The sequence below is a fragment of the Duganella sp. 1411 genome (assembly GCF_017833525.1).
GTDB lineage: Bacteria > Pseudomonadota > Gammaproteobacteria > Burkholderiales > Burkholderiaceae_D > Rugamonas.
In genome coordinates this window covers 2,402,710-2,422,336 of sequence record NZ_JAFICD010000001.1, presented here as the reverse complement: position 1 = coordinate 2,422,336, position 19,627 = coordinate 2,402,710, and the positions used below count along the sequence as shown (strand labels likewise).

General features: G+C 65.0%; 15 protein-coding genes. 12 read left to right on the top strand and 3 right to left on the bottom strand.

From position 1 onward, the window contains the following. Nucleotides 1–29: 29 nt before the first annotated feature. Nucleotides 30–773, bottom strand: coding sequence for a siderophore-interacting protein (locus JOD97_RS10100; RefSeq protein WP_209716030.1), 744 nt, complete (start codon nucleotides 771–773; stop codon nucleotides 30–32). 252 nt (nucleotides 774–1,025) lie between these two features. On the opposite strand from JOD97_RS10100, the gene JOD97_RS10095 reads away from it, so the two are divergent. Genes JOD97_RS10095 through JOD97_RS10080 form a run of 4 tightly spaced genes read left to right on the top strand, consistent with a single transcriptional unit; the run spans nucleotide 1,026 to nucleotide 4,709 of the window. Beyond that, nucleotides 1,026–2,186, top strand: a complete 1,161-nt coding sequence (locus JOD97_RS10095) for an ATP phosphoribosyltransferase regulatory subunit (RefSeq protein ID WP_209716027.1) — start codon at nucleotides 1,026–1,028, stop codon at nucleotides 2,184–2,186. Between the two features lie 4 nt (nucleotides 2,187–2,190). Next, the gene (locus tag JOD97_RS10090; protein WP_209716024.1) at nucleotides 2,191–3,501 is read left to right on the top strand and encodes an adenylosuccinate synthase; all 1,311 of its coding nucleotides are present in this window, start codon (nucleotides 2,191–2,193) and stop codon (nucleotides 3,499–3,501) included. Between the two features lie 12 nt (nucleotides 3,502–3,513). Beyond that, nucleotides 3,514–4,059: a phosphoribosyltransferase gene (locus tag JOD97_RS10085; RefSeq protein ID WP_209716021.1), complete on the top strand. Its 546-nt coding sequence runs from the start codon at nucleotides 3,514–3,516 to the stop codon at nucleotides 4,057–4,059. A gap of 53 nt (nucleotides 4,060–4,112) precedes the next feature. Continuing rightward, complete coding sequence (locus JOD97_RS10080; RefSeq protein WP_209716018.1) at nucleotides 4,113–4,709, top strand: MarC family protein; 597 nt, start codon at nucleotides 4,113–4,115, stop codon at nucleotides 4,707–4,709. Between the two features lie 201 nt (nucleotides 4,710–4,910). On the opposite strand, the gene JOD97_RS10075 is transcribed toward JOD97_RS10080, so the two are convergent. Together JOD97_RS10075 and JOD97_RS10070 are read right to left on the bottom strand one after the other, a co-directional pair. Further along, nucleotides 4,911–5,681 carry a LytTR family DNA-binding domain-containing protein gene (locus JOD97_RS10075; protein ID WP_209716015.1) on the bottom strand — a complete coding sequence of 257 codons (771 nt, stop codon included), beginning with the start codon at nucleotides 5,679–5,681 and terminating at the stop codon, nucleotides 4,911–4,913. Next, nucleotides 5,678–6,739 (bottom strand): sensor histidine kinase, encoded by a 1,062-nt coding sequence (locus JOD97_RS10070; RefSeq protein WP_209716012.1) that lies wholly within the window; start codon nucleotides 6,737–6,739, stop codon nucleotides 5,678–5,680. Before JOD97_RS10070 ends, JOD97_RS10075 begins: the two co-directional genes overlap by 4 nt. A gap of 139 nt (nucleotides 6,740–6,878) precedes the next feature. Here JOD97_RS10070 and JOD97_RS10065 point away from each other — a divergent pair, with 139 nt between their 5' ends. The 8 genes from JOD97_RS10065 to JOD97_RS10030 all read left to right on the top strand — a co-directional run bounded on the left by JOD97_RS10065 (nucleotide 6,879) and on the right by JOD97_RS10030 (nucleotide 19,625). Continuing rightward, nucleotides 6,879–7,709, top strand: coding sequence for a DUF2306 domain-containing protein (locus tag JOD97_RS10065; RefSeq protein WP_209716009.1), 831 nt, complete (start codon nucleotides 6,879–6,881; stop codon nucleotides 7,707–7,709). A 194-nt stretch (nucleotides 7,710–7,903) separates the two neighbouring features. After that, on the top strand, nucleotides 7,904–8,911 hold the full coding sequence (locus tag JOD97_RS10060; protein WP_209716005.1) for a LacI family DNA-binding transcriptional regulator: 1,008 nt from the start codon (nucleotides 7,904–7,906) through the stop codon (nucleotides 8,909–8,911). 264 nt (nucleotides 8,912–9,175) lie between these two features. Further along, on the top strand, nucleotides 9,176–12,028 hold the full coding sequence (locus tag JOD97_RS10055; RefSeq protein ID WP_209716003.1) for a TonB-dependent receptor domain-containing protein: 2,853 nt from the start codon (nucleotides 9,176–9,178) through the stop codon (nucleotides 12,026–12,028). A 14-nt stretch (nucleotides 12,029–12,042) separates the two neighbouring features. Further along, nucleotides 12,043–13,515, top strand: coding sequence for a glucoamylase family protein (locus JOD97_RS10050; RefSeq protein ID WP_229264257.1), 1,473 nt, complete (start codon nucleotides 12,043–12,045; stop codon nucleotides 13,513–13,515). Further along, nucleotides 13,512–14,780, top strand: coding sequence for a sugar ABC transporter substrate-binding protein (locus JOD97_RS10045; RefSeq protein ID WP_209716000.1), 1,269 nt, complete (start codon nucleotides 13,512–13,514; stop codon nucleotides 14,778–14,780). The genes JOD97_RS10050 and JOD97_RS10045 overlap by 4 nt, the downstream gene beginning before the upstream one ends. Further along, on the top strand, nucleotides 14,777–15,652 hold the full coding sequence (locus JOD97_RS10040) for a carbohydrate ABC transporter permease (protein WP_209715997.1): 876 nt from the start codon (nucleotides 14,777–14,779) through the stop codon (nucleotides 15,650–15,652). The genes JOD97_RS10045 and JOD97_RS10040 overlap by 4 nt, the downstream gene beginning before the upstream one ends. Beyond that, nucleotides 15,649–16,479: a carbohydrate ABC transporter permease gene (locus JOD97_RS10035; RefSeq protein ID WP_209715994.1), complete on the top strand. Its 831-nt coding sequence runs from the start codon at nucleotides 15,649–15,651 to the stop codon at nucleotides 16,477–16,479. The genes JOD97_RS10040 and JOD97_RS10035 overlap by 4 nt, the downstream gene beginning before the upstream one ends. Continuing rightward, entirely contained in the window at nucleotides 16,476–19,625 is a 3,150-nt protein-coding gene (locus JOD97_RS10030; protein WP_209715991.1) for a discoidin domain-containing protein, read from the top strand. The genes JOD97_RS10035 and JOD97_RS10030 overlap by 4 nt, the downstream gene beginning before the upstream one ends. Nucleotides 19,626–19,627: the final 2 nt, after the last annotated feature.

Here is a 19,627-nt window from a genome sequence, read left to right as displayed (position 1 = left end):
TCCGCCCCTTTTTCATTGGTGGTCGGCGATTAATCGAGCCCGGTCTTGCCGGGCGCCCAATACGCTTTGCTTTGGCGCCGGCCGGCGGCCACATTCTCCTGCTTGAGCAGCTTGCCCATGCGCTGGATGGCGCCGGCGCGGCCGCTCAATACGATGTCGGCCGCCGGGTGCGCCCGCAGCAGCGCCGCCAGGCGCGCTTCCAGTTCGGTGAAATGGCCGTCGTCTTCCAGCCGTGGGCACAGCGTGGCGCCCTGTATTTCCAGCCGTTCCAGCGCGGCCGCCGTGTCGCCGGGCCGCGAGACTTCGAACAAACCCACCACGGCGGGCGCGGCCATCTGATCGGCCAGCGCCGCCGCCAGGCCCAATGACGTCTCGTCGCCGAACACGATCACCGCCGATGGCGGCCGCGCCAGCCGCACCGACCTGCGCGGGCCGAAGACGACGCAGTCGTCGCCCTTGCGCAGCGCGCGAGCCCACTGCGCGCCCGGGCCGCCGGCGTGCAGGTAGGCCAGGATGCGGGTGCGCCCGCCCTCGGCGTCCCAGCCCATCGGCGTGTAGGTGCGCTGGGTCCAGCCGCCCAGCTGGATCTGGATCTTGTCCCCGGGCGTCCAGCCGGCGCCGCGCAGCGCCTCGCCGCCCAGCGTGACGATGCGGAAGGCGTCGCCGATGTCCTCGATCTCCTGCACCCGCGCGCTGCGTGTGAACAGCTTGAGCAGCGCCGATTCGAGCATGCCGGCGCGGTTTTTCAGGGGCGGGATCGTGAGGTCGTTCATTGCAAAGGCTCCGTGACGTTCTTCAGGTGGAAGGGCGATAGCGCCGGCCGGCGCGGGCTTGGAAGGGCGCGCGCGGGGCGAATATCGTATCGATAGTAATGTAGACGAATGGGCCTACAGGTTATTGTGGGCGGCATTTTTTTCCCGCCCGCCCGGCATTTCGCGTAAAATATCAGGTTCGGCCCGCCGCTTTTCCGGCAGCGCCACGTTCGCCGCATTATTCGTTTTTTAATTTTTCCGTATCAGTTTCCCATGCCGAATTGGCTTTTGCCCGAGAACATCGCCGACGTTTTGCCGTCGGAAGCCCGCAAGATCGAAGAGTTGCGTCGTCTGATGCTGGATAATTTCCGTCTGTACGGATATGAACTGGTCATGCCGCCGCTGCTCGAGTATGTCGAATCGCTGCTGGCCGGCGCCGGCAAGGACACCGACCTGCGCACCTTCAAGCTGGTCGACCAGATCTCCGGCCGCATGCTTGGCATCCGCGCCGACATGACCACGCAAGTGGCGCGCATCGACGCCCACCTGCTCAACCGCGACTCCGTCACGCGCCTGTGCTACGCCGGCAGCGTGCTGCACACCCGTCCATCGGGCCTGCACACCACGCGCGAGCCGCTGCAGATCGGCGCCGAGATCTACGGCCACGCCGGCCTCGAAGCGGACGCCGAGATCCTCGAGTTGTCGCTGGCCTGCCTGGCGCTGGCCGGTTTCAACGAGGTGCGGCTGGACCTGGCCCACGCCGGTGTGCTGCGCGTGATCCTCGACGCCGACGCCAACGCGGCGCGCGACGAGGCGGCGCTGTACGTGCTGCTGCGCTCCAAGGACGTGCCGGGCCTGCAGGCGATCACCGCCAGCTACGCGCCGCCGGTGCGCGAGGCCTTGCTGGCGTTGCCCAACCTGTACGGCGACGTCGAGGTGCTGAAGAAGGCGCGCGAAACGCTGCCCGACCTGCCTGGCATGGCCAAGGCGCTGGCCGAACTGGCGGCGCTGGCCGCGTCGGCGCTGGGCCGCGCCGAGGTGGCGATCGACCTGTCCGACCTGCGCGGCTACCAGTACGAAAGCGGCGCGATGTTCGCGCTGTATGTGCCAGGCCTGCCGAACGCCGTCGCGCGCGGCGGCCGTTACGATCACGTAGGCGAGGCCTTTGGCCGGGCGCGTCCCGCCACCGGCTTCTCGCTCGACCTGCGCGAACTGGCGCGCCTGCTGCCGACCGCGGAGCGCAAGCAGTCGATCCGCGCGCCGTGGGGCAACGCGCCCGAATTGAAGGAAAAAATCGCCGAGCTGCGCAAGTCCGGCGAAGTCGTGATCCAGAGTATGCCGGGTCACAGCAACGAGCTGGACGAGTTCGAGTGCGACCGCGCTCTGGTACTCGACGATAGTGGTAGCAACTGGATTCTTAAAAACTTAGGTTAGTGTGATGTCAAAGAAAAACGCAAAGAACGTCGTCGTCATCGGTACCCAGTGGGGCGATGAAGGCAAGGGCAAGATCGTCGACTGGTTGACCGATCATGCACAGGGTGTGGTCCGCTTCCAGGGCGGCCACAACGCCGGCCACACGCTGGTCATCGGCGGCGTGAAGACCGCGCTGCAGCTGATCCCGTCGGGCATCATGCGTCCGGGCGTGGCCTGCTACATCGGTAACGGTGTGGTGGTGTCGGTGCCGGACGTGCTGCGCGAAATCGACAAGCTGGAAAAAGTCGGCGTCGAAGTCGCCTCGCGCCTGAAGGTGTCGGACGCCGCTCCCGTGATCCTGCCTTACCACGCCGCGCTCGACCTGGCCCGTGAAGCCGCCCGCGGCGAAGCGAAGATCGGCACCACCGGCAAGGGCATCGGCCCGGCCTACGAAGACAAGGTGGCGCGCCGCGCCATCCGCGTCGCCGACCTGCTCAACGAAAAGCGCTTCGCCGAAAAGCTGGCCGAGAACCTCGACTACCACAACTTCGTGCTGGAGAACTACCTCAAGGCCCCGCGCATCGAATACCAGAAAACCCTGGACGACGCGCTGGCCTACGTGCCGCGCCTGCGCCCGATGGTGACCGACGTCTCGAGCGCGCTGTACGCCGCGCACAAGGCCGGCGCCAACCTGCTGTTCGAAGGCGCGCAAGGCTCGCTGCTGGACGTCGACCACGGCACCTATCCGTTCGTCACCTCGTCGAACTGCGTGGCCGGCAACGCCGCCGCCGGTTCCGGCGTCGGTCCGAACATGCTGCACTACATCATGGGCATCACCAAGGCCTACACCACCCGCGTCGGTTCCGGCCCGTTCCCGTCGGAGCTGCCGACCGATGCCGGCGTCGGCCACCACCTGGCGCAAGTGGGCCACGAGTTCGGCACCGTCACGGGCCGGGCGCGCCGCTGCGGCTGGTTCGACGCCGCGCTGCTGCGCCGCTCGGTCCAGATCAACGGCGTCACCGGCATGTGCCTGACCAAGCTCGATGTGCTGGACGGCCTGGAAACGCTCAAGCTGTGCACCGGCTACACCATCGACGGCGTCGCCGTCGACATCTTCCCGTCGGGCGCCGAGGAAGCCGCGCGCTGCGTGCCGGTCTACGAAGAGATGCCTGGTTGGACCGAGAGCACCGTCGGCGCGAAATCGCTGGCCGCGCTGCCGGCCACCGCGCGCGCCTACATCAAACGTATCGAAGAGTTGGTCGGCGTGCCGGTCGACATGGTATCGACCGGTCCGGATCGTGAAGAGACGATCGTTCTGCGTCATCCGTTCGAATAATAAGGAATCATCATGAGCGAACCGCAATCGAACGAAAAACACCTGTGGGTATCCTGGGACGAGTACCACCGCCTGATCGAGCGCCTGGCGCTGAAGGTCCATGAATCGGGCTGGAAGTTCGACATGGTCCTGTGCCTGGCGCGCGGCGGCGTGCGTCCTGGCGACGTCTTCTCGCGCATCTTCGACGTGCCGCTGGCGATCCTGTCGACCAGCTCCTACCGCGAGGAAGCGGGCACCGTGCGCGGTGACCTGGACATCGCCAAGTACATGACGATGACCAAGGGCCCGCTCTCCGGCAAGATCCTGCTGGTGGACGACCTGGCCGATTCCGGCGTCACCCTGATCAAGGTGATGAAGCATTTGAAGGACAACTTCGAAGGCGTCACCGACGTGAAGTCGGCCGTGATCTGGACCAAGGGCAGCTCGGCCTTCAAGCCGGACTACCAGATGGAAGAACTGCCGCACAATCCGTGGATCCACCAGCCGTTCGAGGACTACGACGGTCTGCGTCCGCATCAACTGGCGGCATGGATCAAAAAAGGCGAATCGGCGAAATAAGCCGTTCGACCAAGGGAGCTTCGGCTCCCTTTTTTATTCGATAAAAAAAACACATGACCCAGGACTTCTTCCAGACCTTTATTTTGCTGGTTCTCGTGACCGATCCTTTCGGTAACGTGCCGCTGTTCGCCAGCGTGCTCAATCCGGTGCCGGTGGCGCGGCGTTCGCGCATCGTCGTGCGCGAGTGCGGGATCGCCTTCGTGCTGCTGTTGATCTTCATGTTCTTTGGCCGTCACTTCCTGGCGGCGCTGCATCTGTCGGAGATCGCGCTGCGCATCGGCGGGGCGGTGATCCTGCTGCTGATTTCGATCCGCATGATCTTCCCGCATCCGGACGGGGTGTTGGGCCGCACCGACGGCGGCGAGCCGTTCATCGTGCCGCTGGCGATACCGGCGCTGGCCGGTCCGTCCGCGCTGGCCACGGTGCTGCTGTTCTCCAGCGACAGCACCGGCGAGGTGATGGTGCACGTGGCCGCGCTGGCGGCGGTGGCGGTGGTGTGGTTGCTGGTGTTCCTCAGCGCCGAGCGGCTGCAGAAGGTGCTCGGGCCGCAGGTGATGACGGCGTTCGAACGGCTCATGGGGCTGATCCTGACGGCGATGTCGGTCGAGATGCTGTTGAGTGGTATTCGGGAGTTCGTCAAAACGCTGTGAGGTGTTGGCGGTTCATGCATGGCCGATTACGCTGCGCTAATCCGCCCTACGTGCCTCCGCGATTGCGGGACGGCCGGAATATCGCCTCGTTCCTTCATTGTGCGGCGACCGAAACGATCCCGCGGTGACACGTAGGGCGGATTAGGCGGAACGCCGTAATCCGCCACGAGCCGCCGACGCCGCATCAGACAACCGAGATCCTTACATCTGCCTGAAATGATGCAGATAGCTCCGACTGACGGGTAAAACCTCGCCACGCCCGCGCAACCGCAACTCCGCCGTCTCGTTAACGCCCCTAACCACTTCCGCGACATGCGCCAGATTGACGATCACCGAACGGTGCGTCTGCACGAAGCGCTCCGGATCGAGCTGCTCGGCCAACTCGCGGATGCTCTTGCGGATCAGCGCCTCGCCTTCCTCCCACGCCACCAGCGTATATTTTTCCTCCGCCTTCAGATAACAAACCTGTTCGACCGGAATCAGCCGCACGCTGGTCCCCACCGACGCCTTGATCCACTGCAGCCAGCGGCGCGGTTCGGCGCGCTGCCCCAGCCGGCCGGCCAACTGGTCCAACATGGCGTCGAGCGCAGCTCCACCCGGCAGCGGCCCATCCAACTGTCGGCGCAGACGCTGCACGGTGTCCGCCAGGCGCGCCGGGTCGATCGGCTTGACCAGATAGTCGATCGCGCCATGCTCGAAAGCCTGCACGGCGTACTGCTCGTACGCCGTGACGAACGCCAGATGCGCGCGCCGGGCCAGCGCGCGCGCCACCTCGATGCCGCCCATGCCCGGCATGTGTATGTCCAAAAACACCACCTGCGGCTGGTGCAGCTCGAACAATTCCAGCGCCTCGGCGCCGTTGCGGGCATCGTCGATCAACCGTAGTTCGGGCCACAGCGTGGCGAGGTGGCTGCGCAAGCGCTCGCGCAGCAGCGGTTCGTCGTCGGCGATCAGGGCGGTGGGCTGTTTCACTTTTGTTCTCCAGGCTGGAAGTGCAGTTCGGCGCGCATGCCGTGCGGCGCTTGCTCATGCAGATCGAGGCGCGCGTCGGCGCCGTAGAAGCCGTGCAGTCGGCTGCGCAGGTTGGACAGGCCGGTACCCGCTTGCGCCGTCTCCGACATGCCGACGCCGCTGTCGCCGACCCACAGCATCACTTTGCCGGCCGCGTCGTAACGGCCGCCGACTTCGATGTCGCCGCCGGCCGGCGCCGGATCGATGCCGTGGCGGACCGCGTTCTCCACCAATGTCAGCAACGCCATCGCGGGAAAACGCAGCGGCTCCAGCGCCGCCGGCACGGCGACCGAAAACCGCAGCCGGTCGGGCATGCGCATGTGCATCAGCTCCAGATAGGCGCGCACCAGTTGCAGCTCCGTGCCCAAGGTGGCGTCGGCGTCGCCTAGGCGCGGCATGGCCGCGCGCAGGTAGGCGATCAGGTGGCGCAGCACCGGCCCCGCGTTCGGCGAGCCGGCGGCCACCAGCGCCTCCACGTTGGCCAGGGTGTTGAACAGGAAGTGCGGCTCGATCTGGGCCTGCAACAGCCGCAGGCGGGCGTCGACCAGTTCGCGCTCGAGCGTGTTCTTTTCGAGTTCGGCCTGCAGGCGGTCGGCCCGCTCGCGTTCCCGGCGTTCGGCGCGCATCGCCAGCAGCGAGAACGTCACGCCGAAGATCACCCCCAGCACCACCATCATGATGTAGCCGGACAGCGTTTCGATATTGCTCAGATAGGAGATGACGTCGCGGCCCTGCGTGCCTACAGCGGTCATCAGCGACGCCAGCGGCGCGGCCAGCATCACCGCCAGCAGCCGCGCCTTGCCGGTCGATAGCCAGCGCGGGCGCAAGCGGTCCGCCGCCGAATAGGCGAGCAACAGCACCGCGCCGATAAATCCGATATGTCCGAATACGGTGGAATAGGGTGTGCGGCTCAACTTGTGCAGGAGCCACGACAGCAGCAAGGTGAACACGGTAACCACCAGCACCTGCCGGGCGGTTGGCAGGAACTTGGTGGCGCGGGGGCGGGGAGCGTTCGGCATCATCGCCTAACGATAACCGCTGGACGCCCGTCGTTCAAGCCTTAAAAACCGTGGTTGGTCGCATCGTTCGCTGCCCGCGCCCGGTGGCGTGGCGAAGGCCGGCTATCGTCGGGACATCACAACAGCCAGGGAGCACGACATGACGTCCACACTTTCCATCGATTCGGCGGCGGCGCACCGGCGTACGCGCCAGGCCTGGGCGGCGCTCGCGCTCTACGCGGCGGCGCGTTTCTGGTTTGCCGCCACCATCTTCGGCCAGCTGGTATTCGGCGCGTATATCGTGTCGCTGTACGGCGGAGCCGCCATCGCCGGCAACTTCAACGGCTGGAACAAGGTCATGACGCACGGCTTCGTGCGTGCCGACCCGGCCGGCAATATCGTTACCGCCGCCCATCTGCTGCTGGCCGCCGTGATCATGTTGGGCGGGGCGCTTCAGCTGGTGCCGCAGGTGCGTGCGCGCGCGCCGTCGTTCCATCGCTGGAATGGTCGGGTGTATCTCGTATCCGCAGTGGTGACGGCGCTCAGCGGCTTGTACATGGTGTGGTTCAGGGGCGCGGTCGGCGACGTCGTGCAGCACGTCGGCACCAGCATGAACGCGGTGTTGGTCGTGGCGTGCGCCGGCATGACGGTGCGGCGCGCGCTGTCGCGCGACTTCGCCGCGCACCGGCGCTGGGCGCTGCGGCTGTTCCTGTGCGTGAGCGGCGTGTGGTTCTTCCGCGTGGGGTTGATGTTCTGGCTCGCCGTGAACGGAGGGCCGGCCGGCTTCGATGTCGACACTTTCACCGGGCCTTTCCTCAGCTTCCTGTCGTTCGCCCAGTATCTGCTGCCGCTGGCGGTGCTTGAACTGTATCTGCGCGCCGGCGGGGTGGTGGCGCGCGGCGGCACTGCGGTGCTGCTGGCGGTGCTGTCGTTGGCGATGACGGCCGGGATCCTGGTGGCGACGATGGGCATGTGGTGGCCGTATATGTAGTCCGTGTTTAACCACGCCATGCAAAGGCGTGGCGCGATCGGTCCACTGAAAAGTTGTGAAAAAGTCTTTACAGTGCGTAGCGAACGCGAGTAGACTTTTCAAAACACCAATGTAACCGGTTACATTCGCATTAACGTAGTCGGTTATATTTTTTGGTGAAAATGTAACCGGTTACATTTCCAGGGGACGGCGGGATGGCGATAACGATCAAGGATGTGGCGCAGGAGGCGGGCGTGTCGGTGGCGTCGGTGTCGCGCGCACTCAACGGGCACGCCAGCATCACCGACGACACCCGTAAGCACATCCTGGCGGTGGTCAAGCGCATGCGCTACATGCCGCACGTCGGCGCGCGCAGCCTGACCACCAGCTTCACCAACACCATCGGCGTGCTGCTGCCGGACCTGTACGGTGAATTCTTCTCCGAGATCATACGTGGCATCGACGTCGCCGCGCGCGCGCGCGGCCTGCACCTGATGGTATCGAGCCTGCACGGCGACGCCGACGAAGTGGCGCTGTCGATCCGCGCCATGCGCGGGCGCGTCGACGGCCTGCTGGTGATGTCGCCCCACGTCGACGCCGCGCTGCTGTCCGATAACCTGCCCGAGGATTTGCCTATCGTTTTGATGAGCACCTCCGCCGGCGGCACGCAGTACGCCTCCATCTCGTTCGACAACTACAGCGGCGCCTACGCGATGGTCGAGCACCTGGTCGGGCAGGGTTACCGCCGCATCGCCTTCCTCGCTGGACCGGCCGGTAACTTCGAGGCGCAGGAACGCTTGCGCGGCTATCACGCGGCGTTGGCCGCGCTGGCGCCGCACGCGGTGGCGCAAGTGTTCGAAGGCGATTTCTCCGAGGAGTCGGGACAGCGTGTCGGACGGGCGCTGGCGGCTGCGGACGAACGCCCGGATGCGCTGTTCGCCGCCAACGACATGATGGCCATCGGCGCGCTGCTGGAGCTGCGGCAGCACGGACTGGAACTGCCGCGCGATATCGCGCTGGCTGGCTTCGATGATATTCGCATTGCGCGGTACGTCAGTCCAGCGCTGACGACCGTTCGAGTTCCGATCGCCGAACTGGGTGTGCGGGCGTTGGAACGGCTGCACGCGCAGATCGGACAGTCCGGCGGCACGCCGGCCACCGTGCAGACATTGGCCGCCGAGTTGGTGGTGCGCGCCTCGACGGGAGGGACCACGCCAATTTAAAAAATGGCGCCGGCGGCGGCTCATGCATGGCGGATTACGCCGTTCCGGCTAATCGGCCCTACGTGGTTCAAATGTCCGGCACGTGTGGTGGCCACAGCCCTAAGGTCCGCACTGGAGTCATACGCGTGATGGGGCATCGGCATCAGGTCCGTTCTGAACCACGTAGGGTGGATTAGCGCAGCGTAATCCGCCAAACACCAGCAGCACCAAGTTTCATGCCTTAGTAGTACAAACAAAAAAAGTACACAAAAACAGGAGACAACCATGAAAACCACCCAACGGCAAACGCCGTCCCTACGTCTGTCCGCCATGGCCGCGGCACTGGCCACCGCACTGCTGGCGACCGTCCCGGCGCACGCTCAACTGAGCAGCGCGACCATCCAGGGCCAGGTCACCAACGGCACCGCGCCGTCGGCCGGCAGCCCGGTCACGGCCACCAACCAGTTGAACGGCTACGTCTACAACACCGTCACGCGTGCCGACGGCAGCTACGTGCTGACCGGCGTGGCCCCGGGCACCTACCAGATCAAGGTCGGCGACCAGCAATCCGAACTGGTGACCGTCAACGTCGGCCAGACCAGCCAGGTCAACCTGGCGCTGCAAGGCGGCGTGCAGCAGGTTGTGATCACCGGCTCCGCATCCCGGCGCGATGTCGCCGGCTCCGAGGTCGGCACCTCCGTCTCGCGCGAACAAATCGAGAAGCTGCCGCAGGTCACCCGCAATTTCCTGTCCTTCGCCGATCTGGCGCCGGGCGTGCGCTTCAGCGTCGACAACAGCGGCAACGTCAAGCTGCAATCGGGCTCGCAGAACCAGGACAACGTCAACGTCTTCATCGATGGCGTCAGCCAAAAAAACAATATCCTGCGCGGCGGCGTGTCCGGGCTCGATACAAGCCGCGGCAATCCGTTCCCGCAATCGGCGATCGCCGAGTACAAGGTGATCGCGCAAAACTACAAGGCCGAATTCGACCAGGTGTCGAGCGCGGCGATCACCGCCGTCACCAAATCCGGCGGCAACGAGCTCCATGGCGACGCCTTCTGGGACCACACCGGCACCAACATAACAGCGAAAGATCCGTTCCAGCAGGAGGCGGAGCGGCAGGGCGTCGGCCGTCCCAAATCCTCGCAGGACCAATATGGCATGACCCTGGGCGGTCCGATCAAGAAGGACGTCGCGCATTACTTCTTCGCGTACGAAGGCAAGAAGATCGACAGCCCACGCCAGGTGATCGCCCAGCGCACCGACCTGCTGCCCAACGCCGGCATCGTGCCGTCGCTGCTGGCGCAGCAGGGCAATGCCGTGTCGAAGTTCAAGGAGGACTTGTTCTTGCTGAAGGTCGATGCGCAGATCGCCAAGAACCAGCGCGTCGAAGCGACCGCGCGGGTGCGCCGCGAGACGGATATGATTCCGGAGGATATGAAGCTTAGCGTGGCCGAGAACGTCCTCAATCGCAGCAACGACGAGGACCGCCTGGACTTCAAACACGAATGGAGCAGCGACGACTTTCTCAACGAGGCGCGCGTCGGCTATGAGAAGTACAGCTGGAATCCGCACTCGAACGCCAACAAGCCCTATATCAAATATCAGGTCTCGCCCAGCAATACGGATATCAACGTCGTCGACGTGCTGGTTGTCGGCGGATCGCCGAACAACCAGTTCCGCGAGCAGAGCGGACTGCTGTTCCAGGACGATCTGACCTACACCGGCAAGAGCGGACACACGATGAAGGCCGGCTTCAAGGTCAAGCACATCACCTACGATTTGTCCGGCACCGCGTTCGCCGTCGAGCGGCGTATCGAACGGATCGACACCGTCACCGGGCAGACGAACCTGATCCGCTCGGAGCCGGTGGTTCCGCCGTATGGAGTCGAGTTCTCTAACAACCAGTACGGCATCTACTTCCAGGACGACTGGCAAGCCAGCGAGAAGCTGCTGCTCAATCTGGGCATGCGCTACGACTACGAAGACAATATGCTCAACGACAGCTACGCGACGCCCGCCGACCGCGTCGCCCTGTTCGGCAAACAAGACCCGCGCGACGGCGCGCCGGTTGGACAGACCTACGCGCAGTCGCTGGCCAAGGGTGGCGTCAATATCGCCGATTACATCAGCACCGGCAGCAGCCGCAAGGCGTTCAAAAAGGCCTTGGCGCCGCGCCTCGGGCTCTCCTACGATATCAAGGGAGACCGCGCGTCGGTGCTGTTTGCGGGTTGGGGCAGGGCGTACGACCGCACCATCGCCAACCATGCGCTGGACGAGGCGCAGAAGAACGCGCAGGCCGGTGGCGAAATCTGGATGATCAAAAACGATCATAAGATGGCCTACACCGATATGTGGAGCTTCGGTCTGCGCCAGGCGCTGGGCGCATGGAACGGCGAGGCGGGCTACACCAATTCGCATGCGCGCAATCAGTTCAACTGGTTCGGCGGTAATCGGGATGTCAATGGCGGCTGGGGCGGCGCAAGCCCGATCGATCCGATGTTCAATTCCGTGCCCGGCTACGGAACGCTGGTGCTGGGCGATTTCATCTCGCAGGCCAAGACCGAGTCGGTGTATCTGAAAATGGATAAGCCGTACACCAAGGCCTCCACATGGAGCCTGGGAGCGACCTACACCTACAGCAAGGGCGAGACCACCAACAAGGAATGGACCAACGAGATCTTCAACTGGACCTATGGCCGCTATGCCTCCGCATGGAATCCGTCGACCGATGTGGAACGCCACCGGCTGGTGGTGGCCGGCGTGTCGGACGGCTGGCTGCCCTGGGGCCTGATGTTGTCCGGGAAGGTGACGCTGGGGTCCGGCCTGCCGTACCGTATCACCGATTGCTCGACCGGCTTCAATCAATGCGTGTCGGCCAAGGGTGATGGCGACGCGTTCCATCAGGTGGATCTCGGGCTGTCGAAGGAGGTCGCGTTCCGCTTCGGCCGGGTGTCGCTGCGCGCGGACGTGCTCAATGTATTCAACAGCATCAACTACGGCGGCTACGACGGTTGGGGCGGTGGTCCGGGCAATCCGCAAAACCGGTTAGGCGGCGATAACAAAAACCTCGGCGTGGCCAATTCGATGGGCGGCCAGATGCGCACGTTGAAGTTCAGCGCGCGCTACGCGTTTTAAGGAGGCCCGGGTTCATGTCCGTATTCATCAAGCCCCGTGCCTTGCGTGCCTTCGCCGCTCTGGCGTTTGCCGTGTCGGCGGCATTCGCCGGCAGCGGCGCCGCGCAGGCGCGCGATGCGGCGCTGCCGCCGATGTTCGACGACCTGCAGCGCCGGACCTTCGATTTTTTCTGGGACACCGCTAATCCGTCCAACGGCCTGGTACCCGACCGGTATCCGACGCCGTCGTTCTCCAGCGTGGCGGCGGTCGGCTTTGGCCTGACCGCCTATCCGATCGGCGTCGAGCGCGGCTACGTCACGCGCAAGCAGGCGCGCGAGCGGGTGTTGGCCACCTTGCGCTTTTTCCGCAACGCGCCGCAGGGCGGCGCCAAAGGCACCTCTTTCAGCGGCTACAAGGGCTTCTTCTATCATTTCCTGGATATGAAAACCGGGCTGCGGTACGACAAGGTCGAGTTGTCGACCGTCGACACGGCGCTGTTCCTGGCAGGCGCCTTGTTCTGCCAATCCTATTTCGATGGTGACGATCCGGCCGAGAAGGAGATACGCAAGCTGGCCGCCGAAATCTATGAGCGGGTCGACTGGACCTGGGCGCAGGCGCGCAAGCCTTCGATCGCGCTTGGCTGGCATCCGGAGTCCGGCTTCATCGGCTACGACTGGAAGGGCTACAACGAGGCGATGCTGGTGTATGTGCTGGCGCTCGGATCGCCCACGCATCCGGTGCAGCCGGACGCCTGGAAGGCCTGGACCAGCACCTACGGCAACAGCCTGGAAGGCAAGGGAGACAAGGAGCACCTCGCCTATCCGTCGCTGTTCATTCACCAGTACAGCCACGTGTGGATCGATTTTCGCGGCATCCGCGACGAGTACATGCGCCAGCGCGGATACGACTATTTCGAAAACAGCCGCCGCGCCACCTATGGCCAGCAGGCCTATGCGATCGCCAATCCGCTGCGTTGCAAAGGCTACGGCGCCAACGTCTGGGGCATCACCGCCAGCGACGGCCCGGTGGACAAGACACTGGATTATGGCGGCATCCAGCTGCCGTTCCGCACCTATACGGCGCGCGGGATCGGCGGGTTGAAGCACTACGACGATTGCACCCTGGCGCCGACGGCCGCCGCGTCATCGCTGCCGTTCGCGCCGGAGATCGTCGTTCCGGCGGTGCTGGAGATGAAAAATCGCTACGGCGATTGGATCTATGGCCGCTACGGCTTCCTGGACGCCTTCAATCCGAGCTTTACCTACGATATTCCCGTCTCGCAGGGGCGTACGATCAAGGGCAAGGGCTGGGTCGACAATGACTATCTCGGCATCGACCAGGGCCCGATCATCGCCATGACGGAAAACTACCGCAGCGACTTGGTGTGGCGCGTGATGCGCAACCATCCGGCGATCCGTCTCGGCCTGGAGCGGGCCGGCTTTACGGGCGGCTGGCTGCGGCAACCGGAAGCGGTCAAGCCGGCAACCGAGATGGCGCCCGTCCAATGATGCGAAGGTTTGCGCGCGCGGCGACGCTGATACTGGCCTGCGGCCTGCTGGCATCCTGCGCGCCTCGCCCGGAGCAGGGCGTGGTGCTGAAGTTCTGGGCCATGGGGCGGGAGGGCGAAGTCGTCACCGCGCTGATGCCGGAGTTCGAGCGCACCCACCCCGGCGTGCGGGTCGAAGTCCAGCAGCTGCCGTGGACCGCCGCGCACGAAAAGCTGTTGACCGCGTTCGCTGGTGACGTCATGCCCGACATTTTCCAGTTGGGGAATACGTGGGTGCCGGAGTTCGCGGCGCTGGGCGCGCTGCTGCCGCTGGACGCGCAGGTCGCCGCCTCGCGGTTGGTGACAGCTGCCGATTATTTCCCGGGCATCTGGGACACCAACATCGTCGATGGCAAATTGTGGGGGACGCCCTGGTATGTCGATACCCGCGTGCTGTTCTACCGCCGCGACATGCTGGCGCAAGCCGGCTACGCCAAGCCGCCGCAAACCTGGGCCGAGTGGATGAAGGCGATGAACGCCATCAAGCGCCGCGTGGGGCCGGACAATTACGCGATCCTGCTGCCGAGCGATGAATTCGAACCGCTGCTGGCGTTGGCGCTGCAGAACGAGGAGCCGCTGCTGCGCGACGGCGGCCGCTATGGCAATTTCCGCAGCGCCGGCTTCCGCCGCAGCCTTCAGCTGTATGCCGACATGTATGCGCAAAAGCTGGCGCCGATGAACCGCATCACCAACGTGTATCACGAATTCGGCATGGGCTACGTCTCGTTCTACATTTCCGGCCCGTGGAATATGGGCGAGTTCAAACGCCGGCTGCCGGCCGATCAGCAGGATCACTGGATGACGGCGATTTTGCCTGGACCTTCGGGGCCGGCCGCGTCGATCGCCGGCGGTTCCAGCCTGGTGCTGTCGGCGGCCTCCAAACACCCGCGCGAGGCGTGGCAGTTGATCGAATACCTGTCCCGCACCGACACGGCGGCGCGCTTCCATGAGCTGACCGGCGATCTGCCGCCGCGCCGCGGCAACTGGAGCGCACCGCGTCTTGCCAACGATGTTTATGCCCAGGCGTTCCGGCAGCAGTTGGAGCGTGTACGTCCCGCGCCCAAGGTGCCCGAGTGGGAACGCATCGCCACCGAAATGCGGCTGGTGGCCGAGCGCGTGACCCACGGCGAGCTGACGGTCGACCAGGCGGCGGTGGAACTTGACGCCAAGGCCGACCATATTCTGGAAAAGCGCCGCTGGATGCTGGCGCGGAAGGAGGGGCGATGAACTCGCACCGCGCCGCCTGGTGCTTCGCCGGCCCCGCGCTGCTGGTCATTGGCGTGTTCTTCTTCCTGCCGGTGCTGGCCGCGCTGGCCATGAGCCTGACAGACTTCGATATCTACGCGTTGGCGAACCTGGACAACCTGCGCTTCGTCGGCCTGCGCAACTACGCCCAGCTGCTGCAAACGCCGCTGTTTTGGCAGGCGCTGGGCAACACGCTGTATTTCGTCGCCGTCGGCGTGCCGCTGTCGATCGCCGCTTCGCTCGGCGCGGCGCTGCTGCTCAATTCGAGGCTGACCTGGTTCAAGGGCCTGTTCCGCACCGCCTTCTTCGCGCCGGTGGTGACATCGCTGGTGGCGGTGGCGGTGATCTGGCGCTACCTGCTGCACACGCGCTACGGCATGATCAACCACGGCCTGGAGCAGTTGGGCATAGCGCCGATCGACTGGCTGAACGATCCCGATTGGGCGATGCCGGCGATTATCCTGTTCGCGGTCTGGAAAAACTTCGGCTACAACATGATCATTTTTTTGGCGGGCCTGCAAAGCATACCCGACGACTTGTACGAAGCGGCGGGGCTGGACGGCGCCGGCGTGTGGGGCCAATTCCGTTTCGTCACCTGGCCCATGCTGGGGCCGACGATGCTGATGGTGAGTATCCTTAGCATGTCCGCCTACTTCCAGCTGTTCGCGGAACCGTATGTGATGACGCAGGGCGGGCCGGTACAAAGCACGGTCAGCGTGTTGTATTTCATGTACGAGCAGGGTTTCAAATGGTGGAACCTGGGCGCGGCGTCGGCGGTGGCCTTCGTGCTGTTCGCGATCATGTTCGGGGTCACGCTGCTGCAGCTGCGCTTTGCCAAGGGAGTGGACGCATGAGCGCCTTCGCCTGGAAGCCACGCGCGCTGGCGCTCAATGCCGTGATGCTGGCCGCCGGCGCATTGACCTTGTTCCCGCTGGTGTGGATGTTGTCGGTGTCGCTGATGAAGCCCGGCGAGTCGAGTTCGTTCCCGTTGCCGATGCTGCCGAACGCGGCGACCTTGCACAGCTATCGGGAATTGTTCGGCCAGGCCGGCATCGGCAGGTATCTGCTTAACAGTTTGCTGTTGTCGTGCGCCGCGACGGTGTTGTCGCTGCTGTTCAACGTCAGCGCCGGCTATGCCTTCGCCAAGCTGCGCTTCCAGGGCCGCGACCGGATTTTCAAGGTCATGCTGGGCGCGCTGGTGATTCCGAGCCAGGTCGCGATGCTGCCGCTGTTCCTGCTGCTGAAGTATCTGGGACTGGTCAACACCTATGGGGCGGTGCTGGTGCCGGCCATGGCGGGCATCTTCGGCATCTTCCTGGTGCGGCAGTACGCGTTGACGATCCCCGATGCGCTGCTGGAGGCGGCGCGCATGGACGGCGCCAGCGAGTTTCGTATTTTCCGGGTGATCGTGCTGCCGCTATTGACGCCGATCCTGGTCACGCTGGGTATTTTCACCTTCCTCGGCACGTGGAACGACTTTATGTGGCCGTTGATCGTGCTGACCGATAAAGACCTTTACACCTTGCCGGTGGCGCTGGCGTCGCTGTCGCGCGAACACGTTCAGGACAATGAACTGATGATGGCCGGTTCGGTGCTGACCATTTTGCCGGTGCTGCTGCTGTTCCTTTGCCTGCAGCGCTACTACATACAAGGCCTGCTGGTGGGGAGCGTAAAGGGATGAAGCTCTTTCGCATACTGGCCGCCGGCCTGGCGGCGATGCTGGTTTCGGCGGCCCACGCCGCCGCGCCGGCGCGCGTGCTCGATGATTTTTCCGCCGTCGACGCGTGGCAGGCGCAGGCCTCCGATGGCGTGCTGGCAGCCGCCAGCGCCGCCGACGGAGGATTGCGCCTGGATTTCGACTTCGCCGGCAAAGGCGGTTATGCCTTCGTACGCCGCGCGCTGCCGCTCGACCTGCCGGACAACTACGAGATTTCGTTCTACGTGCGCGCGGACGCGCCGGTCAACCACTTCGAGTTCAAGCTGACCGACGCCAGCGGCGACAACGTCTGGTGGTTCCAGCAGCAGAACTACAGCTTCCCCAAGGACTGGCAACTCGTGCGCATCAAGAAGCGGCAGGTGTTGTTCGCGTGGGGGCCAACCAGGGACCGCGTGCTCAAACATGCCGACCGTATCGAGTTTGTCGTCAGCGCCGGCAGCGGCGGTGGCAAGGGAACGGTCCAGCTTCGGCAATTGGCGATTCGTCCGCTGCCGCCGGTACCGGACACCTGGCCGAAGCCTGTTGCGCGGGCGTCATCCCAAATGGCCGGCGCCGCGCTGGCGGTCGATGGTAATCCCCGCACGGCATGGGTGAGCAAGAGGAATGAGGGCAAACCACAGCGGCTGATTGTCGATCTGGGCGCCGAGCGCGAATTCGGCGGCCTTGTGCTGCATTGGCAGGGCCGCCGCCACGCCAGCGACTACGATGTCGAACTGTCGTCCGACGGCGGCCAATGGCGGACGGTGCGCCATGTCGCCGGGGGCAACGGCGGTGACGATCCGTTGCGGTTGCAGGAGTCGGAAGCGCGGTATATCCGGCTGGTGCTGCGCGACGGTCCGGCGGCCGCCTATGCGCTGGCGGAGGTGGAGTTGAAGGATCTGGCCTGGGGCGCGACGCCGAACCAGTTCATCGAAGGCGTGGCCCGCGAGGCGCGACGGGGACTGTATCCGCGTGGCTTCTCCGGCCAGCAGTCCTACTGGACGCTGGTGGGCGTCGACGGTGGCGGCGACCACAGCGCGCTCATTTCCGAGGACGGCGCGTTGGAGTCGAAGCAGGGCGGTTTCTCCGTCGAGCCTTTCGTGCGTGACGAGGGCCGGCTGGTCGGCTGGGCCGATGTGGAGGTCAGCCAGAGTTTGCTGGACGGGTATCTGCCGATACCGACGGTGTTGTGGCGCCATCCCGGTTGGACGCTGTCGGTGACGGCCGCCGCCGACGGCACGCCGGCGTCGTCAAGCCTGTTGGCGAAGTACGAGCTCAAAAACCTGGGCGCCACCGCGCGCCGGCTGCAACTGGTGTTGGCGGTGCGTCCGTTTCAGGTCAACGCGCCGCGCCAGTTCCTCAACACCCCGGGTGGTTTCAGCGCCATTCGTGATCTGCGATGGGATGGCCGGCAGATCAGCGTCAACGGAGAGAATAAAATTCATCCTTTGCAGCTTCCCGCCGGCGTGGAGCTGTCGTCATTCGATGGCGGCCTGCTGCCCGGTATTCGTCGCGCGCCATCCAACGCCGCGCGCCACCTGCATGACGATACGGGCATGGCCTCCGCCGCGCTGACGTATGACGTCGTGCTGCCGCCATATGGCAGCGTTGCCATCGGCGCGGTCCTGCCGATGGCGGGCGATGCGATTGCGCCGGCCGGCCACGACTCCGTGGCGTGGCTGTCCGGCCGGCAGGATGCGGTGGCTGCCGAGTGGCGCGACAAGCTGAATCGGGTCGGGCTGAAGGTGCCGGCAGCGGGCCAGCATATGGCCGACACGCTGCGCTCGTCGCTGGCGCACATGTTGATGACGCGCGAGGGCGCATCCCTGCAGCCGGGCACGCGATCCTATCGCCGCTCGTGGATACGCGATGGGGCGATGATGTCCGAGGCGCTGCTGCGGCTCGGGCAGGCCGGCATCGCGGCGGACTACCTGCGTTGGTATGCGCCATACCAGTTCGATAACGGCAAGGTGCCGTGCTGCGTGGATCGCCGTGGCGCCGATCCGGTGCCGGAGAACGACAGTCATGGCCAGCTGATATTCCTCGCGGCGGAACTGTACCGCTACACGCAGGACAGGACCGCGCTTGCCGAGGCATGGCCGCGCGTCGACGCCGCCGCGCGCTACATGGAGACCATGCGCCAGTCCGAACGCGTCGCCGGCAACCTTGTGCCGGAGCGTCGCGCTTTTTATGGTTTGATGCCGGTCTCGATCAGCCACGAGGGCTACTCGGAAAAGCCGATGCATTCCTACTGGGACGACTTCTGGGCGATGCGCGGCTACAAGGACGCCGCCGATATCGCCACGGTGCTCGGGCATACCGAGGCGGCCGGACGTTTGGCGGGCGAGCGCGACGAATTCCGGCACGACCTCTATGCGTCGCTGGCCGCCGCAACCCGGCGCCACGGCATCGACTACCTTCCCGGCGCGGCGGAACTGGGCGACTTCGATCCCACGTCGTCGACCATCGCGCTCACGCCCGGCGGCGAGCAGCAGTTCCTGTCGCCGGCGATGCTGAAAGCGACCTACGATAAATACTGGGACTTTTTCCTGGCCCGCCGCGACGGCCGCAAGGCATGGCAGGATTACACGCCGTATGAGCTGCGCAATGTCAGCGCCTTCGTGCGCTTGGGCTGGCGCGAGCGGGCTGCCCGGCTGCTTGACTACTTCTACGCCGATCAGCGCCCCGCCGGTTGGAACCAGTGGGCCGAAGTGGTTGGCCGCGACATGCGCGAACCGCGCTTCGTCGGGGATATGCCGCACGGCTGGATATCTTCCGATTACATCCGCGCAGCGCTCGACTCGTTCGCCTACGAACGGGAGGCCGACCACGCGCTGCTGCTGGCCGAAGGCGTGCCGCTGGACTGGCTGCGCGGGGAGGGCATCGGCCTGCGGGGGCTGCGCACGCCGTATGGGCCGCTCAGCTACACAGTGGCCGCCGCCGGCGGCACGCTCGCGCTCAGCGTGGAGGCGATGCCGCGCACTCCACCCGGTGGCGTCGTCTTCACCTGGCCGTGGGATACGGCGCCCGGCGCGGCCACGCTGAACGGCCTGCCGGTGACGTGGCGGAACCGGCAGGTCCGCATCGACAGCCTGCCGGCGGTACTGAAAATTAATGGCGCACCGTTCTAACC

What these genes read in the sequence shown, in the direction of transcription:
- JOD97_RS10030 (WP_209715991.1), top strand. Translation starts at nt 16,476, where the DNA reads ATGAAGCTCTTTCGCATACTGGCCGCCGGCCTGGCGGCGATGCTGGTT.
- JOD97_RS10065 (WP_209716009.1), top strand. Translation starts at nt 6,879, where the DNA reads ATGACGTCCACACTTTCCATCGATTCGGCGGCGGCGCACCGGCGTACG.
- JOD97_RS10080 (WP_209716018.1), top strand. Translation starts at nt 4,113, where the DNA reads ATGACCCAGGACTTCTTCCAGACCTTTATTTTGCTGGTTCTCGTGACC.
- JOD97_RS10040 (WP_209715997.1), top strand. Translation starts at nt 14,777, where the DNA reads ATGAACTCGCACCGCGCCGCCTGGTGCTTCGCCGGCCCCGCGCTGCTG.
- JOD97_RS10035 (WP_209715994.1), top strand. Translation starts at nt 15,649, where the DNA reads ATGAGCGCCTTCGCCTGGAAGCCACGCGCGCTGGCGCTCAATGCCGTG.
- JOD97_RS10045 (WP_209716000.1), top strand. Translation starts at nt 13,512, where the DNA reads ATGATGCGAAGGTTTGCGCGCGCGGCGACGCTGATACTGGCCTGCGGC.
- JOD97_RS10085 (WP_209716021.1), top strand. Translation starts at nt 3,514, where the DNA reads ATGAGCGAACCGCAATCGAACGAAAAACACCTGTGGGTATCCTGGGAC.
- JOD97_RS10055 (WP_209716003.1), top strand. Translation starts at nt 9,176, where the DNA reads ATGAAAACCACCCAACGGCAAACGCCGTCCCTACGTCTGTCCGCCATG.
- JOD97_RS10060 (WP_209716005.1), top strand. Translation starts at nt 7,904, where the DNA reads ATGGCGATAACGATCAAGGATGTGGCGCAGGAGGCGGGCGTGTCGGTG.
- JOD97_RS10070 (WP_209716012.1), bottom strand. Translation starts at nt 6,739, where the DNA reads ATGCCGAACGCTCCCCGCCCCCGCGCCACCAAGTTCCTGCCAACCGCC.
- JOD97_RS10100 (WP_209716030.1), bottom strand. Translation starts at nt 773, where the DNA reads ATGAACGACCTCACGATCCCGCCCCTGAAAAACCGCGCCGGCATGCTC.
- JOD97_RS10050 (WP_229264257.1), top strand. Translation starts at nt 12,043, where the DNA reads ATGTCCGTATTCATCAAGCCCCGTGCCTTGCGTGCCTTCGCCGCTCTG.
- JOD97_RS10095 (WP_209716027.1), top strand. Translation starts at nt 1,026, where the DNA reads ATGCCGAATTGGCTTTTGCCCGAGAACATCGCCGACGTTTTGCCGTCG.
- JOD97_RS10090 (WP_209716024.1), top strand. Translation starts at nt 2,191, where the DNA reads ATGTCAAAGAAAAACGCAAAGAACGTCGTCGTCATCGGTACCCAGTGG.